General features: G+C 70.7%; 18 protein-coding genes. 4 read left to right on the top strand and 14 right to left on the bottom strand.

Translation table 11 applies throughout. From position 1 onward, the window contains the following. Both ABD691_RS04875 and ABD691_RS04870 read right to left on the bottom strand, forming a co-directional pair. Positions 1-275: GNAT family N-acetyltransferase (locus ABD691_RS04875; protein ID WP_344678179.1), on the bottom strand; the 275-nt coding region annotated here is incomplete at its 3' end. A 46-nt stretch (positions 276-321) separates the two neighbouring features. Beyond that, a complete protein-coding gene (locus tag ABD691_RS04870; protein ID WP_344678451.1) occupies positions 322-1,953 on the bottom strand; it encodes a glycoside hydrolase family 13 protein in 1,632 nt (543 codons plus the stop codon). Between the two features lie 68 nt (positions 1,954-2,021). Here ABD691_RS04870 and ABD691_RS04865 point away from each other — a divergent pair, with 68 nt between their 5' ends. After that, positions 2,022-2,555, top strand: a complete 534-nt coding sequence (locus ABD691_RS04865) for an NUDIX domain-containing protein (protein ID WP_344678178.1) — start codon at positions 2,022-2,024, stop codon at positions 2,553-2,555. Between the two features lie 16 nt (positions 2,556-2,571). On the opposite strand, the gene ABD691_RS04860 is transcribed toward ABD691_RS04865, so the two are convergent. The 6 genes from ABD691_RS04860 to murA all read right to left on the bottom strand — a co-directional run bounded on the left by ABD691_RS04860 (position 2,572) and on the right by murA (position 7,466). Continuing rightward, on the bottom strand, positions 2,572-2,715 hold the full coding sequence (locus ABD691_RS04860) for a hypothetical protein (protein ID WP_344678177.1): 144 nt from the start codon (positions 2,713-2,715) through the stop codon (positions 2,572-2,574). A 129-nt stretch (positions 2,716-2,844) separates the two neighbouring features. Next, positions 2,845-3,624, bottom strand: coding sequence for an ectoine/hydroxyectoine ABC transporter ATP-binding protein EhuA (gene ehuA, locus ABD691_RS04855; RefSeq protein ID WP_344678176.1), 780 nt, complete (start codon positions 3,622-3,624; stop codon positions 2,845-2,847). Continuing rightward, positions 3,621-4,283, bottom strand: coding sequence for an ectoine/hydroxyectoine ABC transporter permease subunit EhuD (gene ehuD / locus ABD691_RS04850; protein ID WP_344678174.1), 663 nt, complete (start codon positions 4,281-4,283; stop codon positions 3,621-3,623). The genes ehuA and ehuD overlap by 4 nt, the downstream gene beginning before the upstream one ends. Beyond that, a complete protein-coding gene (gene ehuC / locus ABD691_RS04845) occupies positions 4,280-4,978 on the bottom strand; it encodes an ectoine/hydroxyectoine ABC transporter permease subunit EhuC (protein ID WP_344678173.1) in 699 nt (232 codons plus the stop codon). Before ehuC ends, ehuD begins: the two co-directional genes overlap by 4 nt. A gap of 13 nt (positions 4,979-4,991) precedes the next feature. Beyond that, positions 4,992-5,876, bottom strand: a complete 885-nt coding sequence (gene ehuB / locus ABD691_RS04840) for an ectoine/hydroxyectoine ABC transporter substrate-binding protein EhuB (RefSeq protein WP_344678172.1) — start codon at positions 5,874-5,876, stop codon at positions 4,992-4,994. A 333-nt stretch (positions 5,877-6,209) separates the two neighbouring features. Further along, complete coding sequence (murA, locus tag ABD691_RS04835) at positions 6,210-7,466, bottom strand: UDP-N-acetylglucosamine 1-carboxyvinyltransferase (protein WP_344678170.1); 1,257 nt, start codon at positions 7,464-7,466, stop codon at positions 6,210-6,212. 83 nt (positions 7,467-7,549) lie between these two features. Here murA and ABD691_RS04830 point away from each other — a divergent pair, with 83 nt between their 5' ends. After that, positions 7,550-8,527: a DUF2332 domain-containing protein gene (locus tag ABD691_RS04830; protein WP_344678169.1), complete on the top strand. Its 978-nt coding sequence runs from the start codon at positions 7,550-7,552 to the stop codon at positions 8,525-8,527. Between the two features lie 9 nt (positions 8,528-8,536). Further along, positions 8,537-9,109 carry a cob(I)yrinic acid a,c-diamide adenosyltransferase gene (locus ABD691_RS04825; RefSeq protein ID WP_344678168.1) on the top strand — a complete coding sequence of 191 codons (573 nt, stop codon included), beginning with the start codon at positions 8,537-8,539 and terminating at the stop codon, positions 9,107-9,109. A 352-nt stretch (positions 9,110-9,461) separates the two neighbouring features. Here ABD691_RS04825 and ABD691_RS04820 read toward each other — a convergent pair whose 3' ends face one another. Next, positions 9,462-9,932 (bottom strand): GNAT family N-acetyltransferase, encoded by a 471-nt coding sequence (locus ABD691_RS04820; protein ID WP_344678167.1) that lies wholly within the window; start codon positions 9,930-9,932, stop codon positions 9,462-9,464. A 23-nt stretch (positions 9,933-9,955) separates the two neighbouring features. Beyond that, positions 9,956-10,432: a GNAT family N-acetyltransferase gene (locus ABD691_RS04815; RefSeq protein ID WP_344678165.1), complete on the bottom strand. Its 477-nt coding sequence runs from the start codon at positions 10,430-10,432 to the stop codon at positions 9,956-9,958. A 70-nt stretch (positions 10,433-10,502) separates the two neighbouring features. On the opposite strand from ABD691_RS04815, the gene ABD691_RS04810 reads away from it, so the two are divergent. Next, complete coding sequence (locus tag ABD691_RS04810; protein WP_344678164.1) at positions 10,503-11,444, top strand: LysR family transcriptional regulator; 942 nt, start codon at positions 10,503-10,505, stop codon at positions 11,442-11,444. A 3-nt stretch (positions 11,445-11,447) separates the two neighbouring features. Here ABD691_RS04810 and ABD691_RS04805 read toward each other — a convergent pair whose 3' ends face one another. The 4 genes from ABD691_RS04805 to ABD691_RS04790 all read right to left on the bottom strand — a co-directional run bounded on the left by ABD691_RS04805 (position 11,448) and on the right by ABD691_RS04790 (position 14,811). Beyond that, on the bottom strand, positions 11,448-11,891 hold the full coding sequence (locus ABD691_RS04805; protein ID WP_344678163.1) for a DUF2550 domain-containing protein: 444 nt from the start codon (positions 11,889-11,891) through the stop codon (positions 11,448-11,450). A gap of 13 nt (positions 11,892-11,904) precedes the next feature. Beyond that, entirely contained in the window at positions 11,905-12,270 is a 366-nt protein-coding gene (locus ABD691_RS04800; protein ID WP_344678162.1) for a F0F1 ATP synthase subunit epsilon, read from the bottom strand. A 179-nt stretch (positions 12,271-12,449) separates the two neighbouring features. Continuing rightward, the gene (atpD, locus tag ABD691_RS04795) at positions 12,450-13,883 is read right to left on the bottom strand and encodes a F0F1 ATP synthase subunit beta (RefSeq protein WP_344678161.1); all 1,434 of its coding nucleotides are present in this window, start codon (positions 13,881-13,883) and stop codon (positions 12,450-12,452) included. Between the two features lies 1 nt (position 13,884). Continuing rightward, on the bottom strand, positions 13,885-14,811 hold the full coding sequence (locus tag ABD691_RS04790; RefSeq protein ID WP_344678160.1) for a F0F1 ATP synthase subunit gamma: 927 nt from the start codon (positions 14,809-14,811) through the stop codon (positions 13,885-13,887). Positions 14,812-14,815: the final 4 nt, after the last annotated feature.

Genomic DNA, 14,815 nt, shown 5'->3' with positions numbered 1-14,815 from the left:
GGCCCGGTGCCGATCGCGGCGGGGTCGACGAACATGTCCGCGAGTTCGCCGTCCGGCGGCTCGCCGCTGAGCTGGTAGTAACCGGCCACGGCGCCGTCGCGTTCGGCGACCACGACGTGGCCGTCGCGGATCGCGTCGGGGCTGATCGACAGCATTTCCCGCAGGCGGTCCAGGAACTCCCGGGGATAGCCCCAGTGGGCCTTGGAGCGGCGGGTCAGCGCCGTGAGCACTTCCGCCTCTTCGGGCTCCGCGCGGCGGAAGACGGTCTCGTTCACCTCCCGAGTATGGCTCCCCGCGGCGGGCTTCAGTCCTTCCGGCCGGTCAACGCCCGGCGGAAGTTCCCACCCGAAGCCACACCGCGGCGTCCCCGGGCAGCACGTCGCCGAGGCCGATGCTCGACAGCAGCACCTCGCCTGCGGGCAGCGGCACTGCCGAGCCGCCGGTGTTCACCAGCACCAGCACGTCGCCCCGCCAGAACGCCAGGACGTCGCCGATGTTGTGCCGGTCGTCCCAGGCGAAGCTCTCGTCTTCGGCGAACTCGCGCCGCGCCCGCAGGGCCGACCGGTACAGCTCCAGCATCGAACCCGGATCGCCGTCCTGCGCCTGCACCGAGCGCGCTCCCCAGCCGCACGGCTGGGGCAGCCACCCGGGCGCGGTGCTGAACCCCGCCGACACGCCGTCGCGCGTCCACGGCATCGGCACCCGGCAGCCGTCGCGCCCCTTCTCCTTGTGCGAGGTGTGTTCCCACTTCGGGTCGCTCAGCACCTCGACCGGCAGGTCCGGGACCTCCGGAAGCCCCAGCTCCTCGCCCTGGTAGACGTACGCCGAACCGGGCAGTCCCAGCGAGAGCAGGGCCGCCGCCCGCGCCCTCCGGGTGCCCAGCTCCAGGTCCGCGGGCGGGTTCTCGCCGTGCGAGGCGAGCCAGACCTTCGGGTCGATGTCGGCGGGCAGGCCGAGCGTCGTGACCGGGCGGACCACGTCGTGGTTGGACAGCACCCAGGTCGCCGTCGCGCCGACCGACCGCGCGCCCGCGACCGACTCCTGGATGATCCGCCGGTACTCGGCGGCGTTCCAGCGCACCCGGAGGAACTCGAAGTTGAACGCCTGCTGGAGCTCGTCGCCGCGGGTGTAGCGGACGCGGCGGTCGTTGTGCACCCACGCCTCGGCGACGCCGATCCGCGGCGGATCGAACTCGTGGAAGATCCGGTTCCACTCCCGGTAGATGTCGTGCACCTCGGGCCGGTCCAGGAACGGGTGGTCGGGGTTGGCCGCGAGGTCGTCGAGACCGCTCGCGCCCTCGCCCCCGACGACGTCGCGCAGCGGCTCGGTCATGTCCTTGACCAGCGCCGCTGCCACGTCGACCCGGAACCCGTCGACTCCGCGCCGCGCCCAGAACCGCAGGATGTCGGCGAACTCGGCCCGCACCTCGGGGTTGTCCCAGTTCAGGTCGGGCTGCTCCGGCGAGAACAGGTGCAGGTACCACTGCCCGTCCGGCAGCCGGGTCCACGCCCGGCCGCCGAACCGGGACTCCCAGTTGCTCGGCGGCCGGTCGCCCCTGCCGTAGCGGAAGAGGTAGCGGTCCCGCTCCGGCGACCCCGGCGGCGCGGCGAGCGCGCGCTGGAACCACGGGTGCCGGTCGGAGGTGTGGTTGGGGACGATGTCGACCAGGACCCTGATCCCGCGATCGTGCGCGGCGGTGACCAGGCGGTCGAAGTCGGCGAGGGTGCCCAGCTCCGGGTCGACGGCGCGGTGGTCGCACACGTCGTAACCGCCGTCGACCCACGGCGACGGGTAGAACGGGGTCAGCCAGACCGCGTCCACGCCGAGCCCGGCGAGGTGGTCCATTCCGGACACCACACCGCCGAGATCGCCGACGCCGTCCCCGTCTGAGTCGGCGAAGCTGCGCGGATAGATCTGGTAGATCACGGCGTTGCGCCACCAGTTCTCGCCCATGTCCTCCCGCTCCCGTCCGGCTCGGTCCATTTTCGGCCGGGGAACCGGGCTCGGGCAGGATGGAACCCATGGAGACGGTGAGCAGCCGCGAGGTCTACGCCAACGCCTGGATGAAGGTTCGCGAGGACTCGATCCGCCGCCCCGACGGTTCGCGGGGCATCTACGGCGTGATCGACAAGCCCGACTACGCCCTGGTCATCCCGGTCGCCGGCGACCGGCTGCACCTGGTCGAGCAGTACCGCTACCCGCTGGGCCTGCGGCGCTGGGAGTTCCCGATGGGCACCGCGCCCGACCGGCTGGAGGTGGACGCGGCCGAGCTCGCCGCCAGGGAGCTGCGCGAGGAGACGGGCCTGCGCGCGGGGAAGCTGACCGACCTCGGGACGCTCGACGTCGCCTCGGGCATGTCCAGCCAGCGCGGGCGGGTGTTCCTCGCGACCGAGCTGACTGTCGGTGAGCACGAGCGCGAGCTTGAGGAGCAGGACATGCGGACCGCGTGGTTCACCCGCGCGCAGTTCGAACGGATGATCGCCGACGGCGAGGTGACCGACGCCCAGTCCCTCGCCGCCTACGCCCGTCTCCTGCTGCACGAGCGCACCAGCTGAGTCCGATGTGGACGGGTCAGTGCCCGGCAGGCACCGGCCCGGCCTCGCGCCACACCGCACCGCGGCGCTCGTGCGCGAACAGCTGCTCCACGGTGTGCGCGACGCGCGGCCCGACCTCGCGTTCCAGCAGGTAGAGCGCCAGATCGAGGCCGGAGGTCACGCCCGTCCCGGTGACCGGGTCACCGTCGTCGACCAGGCGCGTCCACGGCGAACGCGCCGTTCACGGTCAGCGCCTCCGTTCCCCAGTGGTGGGTGGTCGCACGCCTACCGCCGCGCGTTCCGGGGCCGCTCATGACTCCTCCAGCACCGAGCGCAGGAAGCTGCGGGTCCGCTCGTGCTCCGGCGCCTCGAACAGCTCGGCGGGCGGCTTCGCCTCGATGATCTTCCCGCCGTCGAACATCAGCACCTGGTCGGAGACGTCCCTGGCGAACTTCATCGCGTGCGTCACGCAGAGCATGGTGATGTCGCTGGTCCGCGCGATCTCCCGGAGCACGTCGAGCACCCCGGCCGCCAGCTCCGGGTCCAGCGCGGAGGTGATCTCGTCGAGCAGCAGCACGTCCGGGTCCATCGCCAGCGCCCGCGCGATGGCCACCCGCTGCTGCTGGCCGCCGGACAGCTGCGACGGGTAGGAGTCGAGCTTGCCGCCCAGCCCGACCAGGTCCAGCAGCTCCTCCGCGCGCGCCGCGGCGTCCTCCCGGGACCGGCCGAGCACGTGGATCGGCGCCTCGGTGACGTTGCGCAGCACCTTCATGTTCGGGAACAGGTTGTACTGCTGGAAGACCATCGTGATCCGGCTTCGCACCCGCCGGACGTGCGCGTCCCCCGCGGGCACCAGCTCGCCGTCCCGCTCCTCGTGGAACAGGTAGTCGTCGGCGACCCGGATCGTCCCCGAGTCCGGCCGGGTCAGCGTCATCAGCATCCGCAGGATGGTGGTCTTGCCCGAACCGCTCGGCCCGATCAGCGTCACCCGCCTGCCCTCGCCGACCGAGAACGACAGGTCGTCGAGCACCACGTTCGCGCCGAACCGCTTGCTGATCCGGTCGAACCGGATGAACTCCTCCGAGGTCATGCCGTTCGCACCTCCCCGAACCGCCGCTCGGCCAGCCTGCCCGCGTAGGACATGACCAGCGTGACGGCGAGGTAGAGCAGCCCGGCCAGCGTGATCGCCTCGAACGGCCGGAACGACTCCGCGGTGACCTCCCTGGCCACCGTGAACGGTTCGAGCACGGTGATCGCCACCAGCTGCGGCACGTCCTTGAACAGCGCGATCAGGTAGTTGCCAAGCGCCGGGATGGAACGCGGGATCGCCTGCGGCAGGATCACGTCGGTCCACACCCGCCGGGTGGGCAGGTTCAGCGCGGTCGCCGCCTCCCACTGCCCGGCGGGCACCCCGTCGATGCCCGCGCGGTACACCTCGCCGATGTAGGTCGCGTAGTGGATGCCGAGCCCGACCACGCCGGTCAGCAGCGGCGACATCCGGATCCCGACCTCGGGCAGCACGAAGAACAGGAAGAACAGCTGCACGATCAGCGGGGTGCTGCGGACGAACTCCGCCACCAGTCCCACCGGCACGCTGATCCACAGCACCCGGCTGCGCCGCAGCAGCGCGATGACCAGGCCGAGCACGAGCGCGAGCAGGTAGCCGAGCACGGCCGCCTGGATCGCGACCCACAGACCGTCCAGCAGCATCGGGAAGATCGCCGCCGCGTAGTTCCAGTCCCAGTTCACGCCCTCGCCCCCTGCCGCCACATCCGGGTGAAGATGCCCGGCTCCGGCCGCCGGCCCACCGAGGCCGCGGCGCGGAACTCGACGATCCGCATGATCCCGATGAACACCAGCGCGATCAGGCCGTACCCGATGAGCAGCCCGCCGAACGTGGCCGCCGACGCCTGCGTGCCGTTGCGGACGAGCTGTCCCTGCAAGGTCAGCTCCGGGATCGACACCACCGAGACCACCGCGGACGCCTTCAGCAGCTCGACCAGGTTGTTGGTGAACGGCGGCACCATCGCCACGAACGCCTGCGGCAGCACGACCCGCCGCATCCGCTGCCACCCGGTCATGTTCAGCGCGATCGCCGCCTCCACCTGCGCCCTGGGCACCGCCCTGATCGCACCGCGCACGACCTCCGCGCCGTAAGCGCCGATGTTGAGCGACAGCGCCAGGATCCCGGCCCACAGCGGCTGGAGCTGCCAGCCCAGCGACGGCAGCGCGTAGACGAACCAGAAGGCGAGCACGATCACCGCCGCACCGCGGAAGAACTCGATGTAGACGAACCCGATACCGCGCAGCAGCCGGGACTTCGCCCCGCGCGCCAGCCCGGCGGCGAACGCGAACACCAGTCCCAGCGCGGCCCCGCCGAGGGTCAGGTACAGCGTGTGCAGCGCCCCTTCCAGGAGCCTGCCGATCAGCGCCGCCGACAGCATCGCGTCCCTCCTCTCACGACACCGGGGTGCTGCAGATCTCGGCGCTGGTCAGGGTGGTCATCTCCTCGTGGGAGAACCCGAACGGCGCCAGGATCGGCAGCAGCTGACCGGCGGTCTTGAGCTCACCGAGCTGCTCGTTGAAGGCGTTGACGATGTTCTGCTGGTCCGGCAGGAACGCGAACGCGCCCGCCGTGTACTGCGGGACGCCGTTGACCACCGGGATGAACCCGGGCGTGACCTCCAGCGGGGCGCCTGGCCGCTTGGACAGGGCGTCCCGGAGCGAGATCGTGGTCAGCGCGAACCCGTCGACGCGGCCGGTGAGCACCGCGTCCAGGCCGCTGGGCTGGTCGGCGTAGGGCGTGATCCGGTCCTTCGGGATCCCGGACGCCTCGGCGTAGTCGGACTCGACGGCGCCGATCAGCACGCCGAGCGCGAAGTCGGGCTGCGCGGCCACGTCGGCGAAGGTCCGGATGCCCCGGGGATTGCCAGCGGGCACGAGGAAAGCGGCGGGTGCGATGAACTCGGGGTTGGTGAACAGCACCTCGCGGCAGCGGGTCGGGGTGACCGACATGCCCGCGCCGATCATGTCGAACAGGCCGACCTTCAGCCCGGAGATCAGCGCCCCGAACTCGGACGGGATCGGCACCACCCGGTCGACGCCGAGGCGGCGGTAGATCACCTTCGCCAGCTCCGGCGACTCGCCGGTCAGCTCGGCCTGCGCGTTGATGAACCCGTACGGCGACTCGTTGGCGAACCCGACCCGGACCTCACCGCGCTCCCGCAGCCTGGTGAGCAGCGTGCCGCCACCGGGTTCGGCCCCGAGGCGCACCCGGGAGCACGCCGTCGCGCCGGCCAGCGCGAGGGCTCCGAGCAGGAAGTTCCGCCTGTCCAGCCCCACCGGACCGCCCTCCTCGTCCAACGACAGGAGTGCCCTGGCTCACCGAACGTAGGCCGCCCACCGCCAACCCGCGACCGGAGGAAGAAACAGAACAGGCGACCGCAGCAAAGGCCAAGACCCCAACCCAGCCATCAAACCCAGCCATCGTCCTCAAGCGGCGAAGCCGCTTAGCCCAAGCACGCAACCGGCACCGCCGCGGGTTCTCAGGCGTCGCCTCGCGAGGACAGCTTTTTCCGTCGTATTGGACATACGTCGGAAAAAGATTCCGGAGCGAGGCGGCGCCTGAGGTTCCGCCACCCGCACCGCCACGCAAACCGAGCTCAGAAACAGGCCCTAAGCGCTCACGCGTTCGATGCTGGCGCCCAGACTGCGGAGGTTCTCCACGAAGTTCGGATACCCCCGGTCAATATGGAAGACATCCCAAACCTCGGTGCTCCCGTCCGCGCACAGCCCGGCCAAGACCAGCCCCACGCCTGCGCGAATGTCCGATGCCCACACCGGGGCGCTCGACAGCCGGTCCAGCCCGCGCACCACCGCGTGGTGGCCGTCCGTGCGGGCGTCCGCGCCCATCCGGACCAGCTCCTCGATGAACCGGAACCGCGACTCGAACAGGTTCTCGGTGATCATCGACGTCCCGTCGGCCACCGCCGACAGGGCCAGCGCCATCGGCTGCAGGTCGGTCGGGAAGCCCGGGTACGGCAGCGTCACGTAGTCGACCGCCGTGGGCCGCTTGTCCATCACCACGCGGAAGCTCTGCTCGTCGGTGGTGACCTCCGCGCCCGCGCTGCGCAGCTTCTCCAGCACCAGGTTCACGTGCCGCGGGTCGACCCCGCCGACGCGGATGTCACCCCGCGTCGCGGCGGCGGCGAAGGCCCAGGTCGCGCCCACGATGCGGTCGCCGATCACGCGGTGCTCGACCGCCCTGAGCGAGGTCACGCCGTGCACGGTCAGCGTCGAGGTGCCCGCGCCCTCGATCTTGGCGCCCATCTGCTGGAGCATCACGCACAGGTCGACGATCTCCGGCTCGCGGGCGGCGTTGTCGATCACCGTGGTGCCCTCGGCCAGCACCGAGGCCATCAGGATGTTCTCGGTCGCGCCCACGCTGGGGAAGTCCAGCCAGATCTGCGCGCCGCGCAGGTTCTCCGCCTCGGCCACCACCGCGCCGTGCTCGATGTGGCTGCTCGCGCCGAGCTGGCGCAGGCCGTTCTGGTGCATGTCCAGCGGGCGGGAGCCGATCGCGTCCCCGCCCGGCAGCGTCACCACCGCGCGGCGGCACCGCGCCACCAGCGGCCCGAGCACGCACACCGACGCCCGCAGCTTGCCCATCGACGGCGACACCGCCTCGTGGCTGATCTCGGCCGGGGTGGTGATGCTGGCGGTCCCGCCGTCGATCACGACCTCGCAGCCGAGGCTGCGCAGCACGTCGCCCATCAACGGGACGTCCAGGATCTCCGGGCAGTTCGTGATCGTCGTCGTGCCCTCTGCCAGCAGCGCCGCCGCCATCAGCTTCAGCACGCTGTTCTTCGCACCGACCACGTCGACCTCGCCGACCAGCCGCGCGCCGCCGTGTACACGGAAGTGCTCACTCACGAGCAGCCAGGTTACGGCCAGTCCGGGTACCGCCTCGGGGCGGGTGGTTGACCGCCGCGGGCCACCGCCACACGATCAACGACGTGACGCAGCAGATCCGCGAACGCTACGAGCGGTTCGCGCGGACCGAGGCGCACGGGACCTCCGCGGTGTACGAGGACCTGGCGATGGCGGTCAGCCGGGACGAGCCCGCGCTCGCGATGCTCGCCCGCCTGCCCGCGGCCAAGCGGCAGCCGAACCTGCTGTTCGGCGTGCTGCGCTTGCACGGCGTCCCGGTGGACCGGCCCGCGGACGCCCTGGCGTGGATGCACGAGAACGAGCCGCTGGTCCTCGACGAGATGCGGGCCAGGCGCACGCAGACCAACGAGGTCGCGCGCTGCGCGGTGCTGCTGCCCGCGCTCGCCGCGATCGAGGGCCCGCTGGCGGTGGTCGAGGCCGGCGCCAGCGCGGGCCTGTGCCTGCTCTTCGACGCCTGGCGCTACCACTACGTCGGCGACGGCATCGACCACCACGTCGGCCCTGCGGACGCCGACCTCACGCTGACCTGCTCGGTCGAGGGCCCGGTGCCGCTGCCGGAGCGGATCCCCGAGGTGGGCTGGCGGGCCGGGCTCGACCTCAACCCGCTCGACCCGGGCGATGCGGACAACAGGCGGTGGCTGGAGTGCCTGATCTGGCCCGAGCACGACCACCGCGTCCGCGACCTGCGCAGCGCCCTCGCCACCGCGCAGCGCGTGCGCCCGCGCGTCGAACCGGGCGACATCCTCGGCGACCTGCCCGACCTCGTGCGCCAAGCGCCGGACGGCCTCACGCCGGTCGTCATCCACAGCGCCACCCTCGCCTACCTCGGCAAACGGGACCGCGAACGCTTCCGCGAACAGGTCCGAGCGCTCGGCGCGCACCGGATCGGACTCGACAGCGCGAACGCGTTCCCCGAAGTCGCCGAGCAGCTCCCTGCCGATGTGAACCCGGGCAGGCACTACGCCATCACCCTCGACGACCGGCTCCTCGGGTACGCCGAGGGCCACGGCGGAAGCCTCAGCTGGCTGCCCGATCGCGCCTAGGCTGTGGGCATGGCTGTGCACCTGACCAAGATCTACACCCGGGCCGGCGACGGCGGGAAGACCCGGCTGTCCGACAACTCGCTGGTCAGCAAGACCGATCCGCGCCTGATCGCCTACGCCGAGGTCGACGAGGCGAACTCGGTGATCGGCGTCGCGCTGGCCACCACCGACCTCGCGCCCGACATCGCCGAGGTCCTGCGCAAGGTCCAGAACGACCTGTTCGACGTGGGCGCGGACCTGTCCACCCCGGTCGCCGAAGCCCCGAAGTACCCGCCGCTGCGCATCACCGAGAGCTACGTCGACCGGCTGGAAGGCTGGTGCGACGCCTACAACGAGCGGCTGAGCAAGCTCAACTCGTTCATCCTGCCCGGCGGCACGCCCGCCGGAGCCCTGCTGCACCAGGCGCGCTGCGTGGTCCGGAGGGCCGAGCGGGCGGCGTGGGGGCTGATGGAGGCCGATCCCGAGCGCAGCTCGGTGCTGCCCGCGAAGTACCTGAACCGGCTTTCGGACCTGCTTTTCATCTTGGCTCGGGTGGCTAATCCCGGGGGGGATGTGCTCTGGGAGCCGGGTGGGAATGGGTGAGGGGGTTGGGGGGTTTGGCGGTTGGGGGCCGGAGTGGGTTGGCCGTTCGGCTGCGGTTTGTGGGTGGTTTCCGGGGCTCTCGCCGACCCCGGACCCCCGGCAGGTCTCCGGGATGAGTCTCCGCGGTTCGCTGCGGTTCGGTTGGGGTGGTTCTCATCCCGTCGACCTCCACAAGGGCTATCAGACCGCGTCAAGGGGGCCGTTTTGCTTGGGCGCTGCGGTTTTGCTTTGTGTGCCCCCTTGACACGGTCTGATCGGGCTGGCGCCAGGTCGACGGGATGAGAACCAAACCCCGCCCTTGTAGGTGGGGGCATTTGCTGGGCGCGTTGGGGCGTTGTTGTTCGCGCAGGCCCTAGATCTCTTTCCCAAAACACCTGCTGAGCGGGTCGTCGCGGTATACGCCGAACTTCTGGATCTCGCTGTAGCCCGACGACTCGTACAGTGCGATCGCCTCCGGCTGCCGCGTGCCGGTCTCCAGCACCATCCGTTTCCCTCCTGCCTCGGCGGCCGTGCGCTCCAGTTCCGCGAGCATCCTTCGGGCCAGTCCTCGGCCCTGCATGTCCGGCACGATGTACATCCGCTTGAGCTCGACGTCGCCGGGGCGGAAGCCCAGTTCCTCCGAGTCCTGCTTGCGCCAGCCTCCGGAGGCCACCGCTCTGCCGTCGATGTAGCCGAGCAGGAACAACCCCGACGGGGGCTCGAACTGGGCCGGGTCGACCGGCGTGATGTCCTCGTCGCCGTAGCGGTCGACGTAGATCTGCTGGAGCTCGTCGATCAGTCGCTTCGCGTCGGGGTGTTCGTAGTCGACGATTTCGATGCGCACGTGCGCAGCCTAGATAACCGTGCCTAGGCGATGAACTTCTCGAACCAGTGCTTGGCGTACTGGTTGTCGTTGTAGGCCGGGATCTCGGCATAGCCCGCCGACTCGTACAGCCGCCGGGCCTCGTGCAGCTCCGCCGCGGTGTCCAGCCTGATCCTGGTGCAGCCCAGCTCCCCGGCCCGCCGCTCCAGCTCCGCCAGCAGCGCGCGGCCCGCGCCCTTTCCACGCAGCTCGCCCGAGATCCACATCCGGCGGATCTCGCCCACTCCGTCGCCCTCGGTGCGCAGCGCGCCGCAGCCCAGCGCCCGGCCATCGACACGGACCACCAGGAAGACGCCCACCGGCGGCACGAAGTCGCCCGGCGCGGGCGGGGCCGCGCGGCTGGTGTCGAAGGTTGTGCCGAAGCGCTCCTCCAGCTCCGCGACGTACTGGCCGAGGACGTGCCCGGCGTCGGGGCTGTCGATCGGTTCTGGCTCGATGGTGAACAGGTGCTGGTCAATCACCTGTCCAGTCTCGCCCGGGTAGCCCTTCACTTCCATTTACGCAGCCTTGGGAAGCCTAAAGTGGAGCTTCATGGACCCCGCTCGTCTGCTCGTGCTCCTCGCGGTCCGCGACCAGGGCAGCGTCACCCGCGCCGCCGAGCACCTCGGCCGCACTCCGCCCGCGGTCTCGCAGCAGCTCGCCCGCCTCGAAGCCGAGGCCGGCGCCCAGCTCCTCGACCGCCGGCCGCACGGCGCCCGGCTCACGCCGCTCGGCCAGCGCCTCGCCGACCACGCCGAGCGCATCGCCGACGCCCTCCGGCGCGCGGCCGACGACACCGCCGACTACCTCGACCAGCACCGCGACCGCCTCCGGCTCGGCGCCTTCCCCACCGCCGGACTCGCCCTGCTCCCGGAGGTCCTGGCGGCCCTCCGGCACCGCCATCCCGAAGCCGAGCTCTCGGTCGTCGACCTCGGCCCGGTCGAGGGCCTGGCGCTGGTCGCCGAGCACGAGCTCGACGTCGCGCTCGTCGGCGAGTACGGCATCCCGCTCGAACCGCCCGCCGGAGTCCGGTTGATCCCGCTGATCGACGACCCGATCCACGCCGTCCTGCCGACCGGCCACCCGCTCGCGGACCGGCCCCGGCCGCGGCTGGGCGACTTCGCCACCGACGCCTGGGCCTGCGCCCCTCCGGACCTGCCCAACCGCGCGCAGCTGGAGCGCACGACCCGCGCACAGGGCTTCCTGCCGACCGCCCCGTTCGAGTCCGAGTCCTACGCCGTCGCCGAAGCCGTCGTCTCCGCCGGGGTCGCGGTCTCGTTCATCCCCCGGCTCGCGATCAGCGGAACCGCCGGAACCGTGCACCGCCCGCTCGCCGAACCCGAGCTCTTCCGCCGCATCCACGCCGTCGTGCCCGCCAGCACGCGGCACGCACCGCTGACCTCGGTGTGCCTGCGGCTCCTCGAAGACATCTGCGCCGACCTCACCGCCCGGTTCGGCGCAACAAAAAAGCAGGGCCCGAACGGACCCTGCTGAACCTCACGACGCCCACGGCACCGAACGCCCCGGCGGCGCCGACTCCAACCACGACAGGAACCCGGTGAGCGCGTCGGCCCCCATCGCGAGTTCGAGATCCGGCTCCAGGCCGGTCAGATCCAGCACCGTCGCGCCGTGCGGCATCGCGTACACCTCGGCGGACGAGGGCTTGCGCCGGTTCGCGATCTCCACCTCGTTGCGGTTGAGCACCCAGTTCGGCCCCGACCGCAGGCTCAGCACCCGGTACCAGACGAACTCCTCGCCCCGGTAGTGGCCGACCCCCAGGTGCCAGCCCCGGCCCCGGTCGTCCCTCCTGGTGCGCAGCGCGACGTCGATGCCCCCGGCGCGCAGCTCCCGCACCCGTCGCCACGCGAGCGCGGCAACGCCCAGGGCCACCGCCAGCAGCAGCCCTACGACGACTGCGAACCACACGACCGGGGAGCCCATGCGCGGCGGCCCGTCAGGACGTGTGTCCGGCCGCCCGAAGTCGGCTCAGGGCCCGTGCCCTGGCCTGCTCATCACCGCGCTTGGCATCCTCCTGCGCCTGCGCGACGTCGATCTCGTGCGCCAGCTCCGCGGACTCCGCGAGCACGCTGACGGTGTCGGCGGTGACCGACAGGAACCCGCCGTGAACGGCCGCGGTCACGATCTCGGAGTCGGTCGTCGTGATCTTGACGACGCCACCCTCGATCAGCTGGCCGAGCAGCGGCTCGTGTCCGGGCAGGATGCCGATCTCGCCCTCGGTGGTCTGCGCCACCACGGCGGTCGCCTCACCAGACCACAGGCGGCGCTCGACAGCGACCAATTGGACGGACATGTTGGCCACGTGCGTCTCCTTTGTCGGGTGTGTGCCCGCAGTCTAGCCAATGCCTGCCGGGCGAACGTGAGTGGCCGGGCCCGAAGTCCCGCACCACCGTGCCGAAAAAGGGCCGGGGCCCACCGCTGGACCCCGACCCGCGCGAGCGGCAGTGCCCGCGGTCCGCGACCGCGGGCACTGCCCGTCGCTCACTGCTCGGTGAGCTTCTTGTACGCCTGCTCCAGGTCGTCGAGACCACCGATGGACAGGAACGCCTGCTCCGGGTAGTGGTCGAAGTCGCCCTTGCAGAGCTTGTCGAACGCCTCGATGGTCTCCTTCAGCGGGACGAAGGAGCCCTCCTGGCCGGTGAACTGCTTGGCCACGAAGAAGTTCTGCGACAGGTAGCGCTCGATGCGCCGCGCCCGCGACACCGTCACCTTGTCCTCTTCGGACAGTTCGTCCATACCGAGGATGGCGATGATGTCCTGCAGTTCCTTGTACTTCTGCAGGATCCGCTTGACCTCCTGCGCCACCCGGTAGTGCTCCTCGCCGACGATCGCCGGGTCGAGGATGGTGGAGCTGGACGACAGCGGGTCCACCGCCGGGTAGATGCCCTTCTGGGAGATCGGACGGGAGAGCTCCGTCGTCGCGTCCAGGTGGGCGAAGGTCGTCGCCGGGGCCGGGTCGGTGTAGTCGTCCGCGGGAACGTAGATCGCCTGCATCGAGGTGATCGAACGACCCCGGGTCGAGGTGATCCGCTCCTGCAGCTCACCCATCTCGTCGGCCAGCGTCGGCTGGTAACCCACCGCGGAGGGCATCCGGCCCAGCAGGGTCGAGACCTCCTGGCCGGCCTGGGTGAACCGGAAGATGTTGTCGATGAACAGCAGCACGTCCTGGTTCTGGACGTCGCGGAAGTACTCCGCCATCGTCAGCGCGGACAGCGCGACCCGCATACGGGTGCCCGGGGGCTCGTCCATCTGGCCGAAGACCAGCGCGGTGTCGGCGAGCACGCCGGACTCCGCCATCTCGACCCAGAGGTCGTTGCCCTCACGGGTGCGCTCACCGACACCGGCGAACACCGAGGTACCACCGAAGTTCTTGGCGACCCGGCGGATCATCTCCTGGATCAGCACCGTCTTGCCGACACCGGCACCGCCGAACAGACCGATCTTGCCACCCTGCACGTACGGGGTGAGCAGGTCGATCACCTTGATGCCGGTCTCCAGCATCTCGGTCTTGCCCTCGAGCTGGTCGAAGGCGGGCGCCTTGCGGTGGATGGACCAGCGCTCGGCGTCCGAGCCGTAGCCCGGCTCGTCGAGGCAGTGGCCCAGCGCGTTGAACACGTGGCCCTTGACGACGTCACCGACCGGAACCGAGATGCCGGCACCGGAGTCGGTCACCGTCACGCCGCGGACCAGGCCCTGCGTCGGCTGCATGGAGATCGTGCGCACGACGCTGTCACCCAGGTGCTGGGCGACCTCCAGCGTCAGCGTCTTCGCCATGCCCTCCGCGGTGATGTCCACGGTGAGCGCGTTGAAGAGGTCAGGCACCGAATCCCGCGGGAACTCCACGTCCACGACCGGGCCGAGGACCCGGACGACGCGGCCGGTGCCAGTAGCAGTGCTAGTGGCAGTAGCAGTCATGTCACTCACTTCCTGCTGACGAGAGCGCCTCGACACCACCGACGATCTCGCTGATTTCCTGGGTGATCTGGGCCTGGCGAGCCTGGTTGGCCTCACGGCTGAGCACGCGGATGATCTCGTCCGCGTTGTCCGTGGCCGACTTCATGGCCGTCCGGCGGGCCGCGTGCACGGACGCCGCCGCGTCCAGCAGCCCGGCGAACAGGCGGGTGTTGATGTACTTCGGCAACAGGGCCTTGAACAGGGTCTCCGCGTCCGGCTCGAACTCGTAAACCGACCGCAGGGTCTGCCGAGGCTCCTCCGAGTACTCCACCTCCAGCGGTGCCACCCGCGTGACCTTGGGCTTCTGGGTGATCATGGAGACGAACTCGGTGTGCACCAGGTGCAGCTCATCCACCCCCAGCGTACCGTCCGCGCCGCCGTCGTCGAGGTAGTCGTCGGCGCCCGCCAGGAATGCCTTGACCAGGGTCTCGCCGACGTCGGCGGCGTGGGTGTAGGAGGGGTTGTCGGTGAAGCCGGTCCAGCTGGCCGCGATGTCGCGCCCGCGGAACCGGTAGTACGCCTCGCCCTTGCGGCCGATGACGTAGAGCACCGGGGTCTTGCCCTGCTCGCGCAGCAGGCTCTGCAGCTCCTCCGCGGCGCGGAGGACGTTGGCGTTGTAGCCGCCGCAGAAGCCGCCGTCGCTGGTCACGACCAGCACGCCCGCCCGCTTGGGGTTGCTGCGCTCGGTCAGCAGCGGGTGGTCGAGCGTGCTCGCACCGGCCAGCTCGGACAGGGCCTTGGTGATCTCGTCCGCGTACGGACGCGACGCCTCGACCCTGGCCTGCGCCTTCTTGATGCGGGAGGTCGCGATGAGCTCCTGCGCCTTCGTGATCTTCCGGATCGACTTGACCGACCGGATCCGGTCTCGTAGTTCTCGCAGTTGAGCCATGGCT

Source organism: Saccharopolyspora taberi, from assembly GCF_039534165.1.
GTDB classification, from domain to species: domain Bacteria; phylum Actinomycetota; class Actinomycetes; order Mycobacteriales; family Pseudonocardiaceae; genus Saccharopolyspora_D; species Saccharopolyspora_D taberi.
The sequence above is the reverse complement of the archived record's forward strand: the minus strand, read 5'-3'. Positions and strand labels throughout refer to the sequence as shown.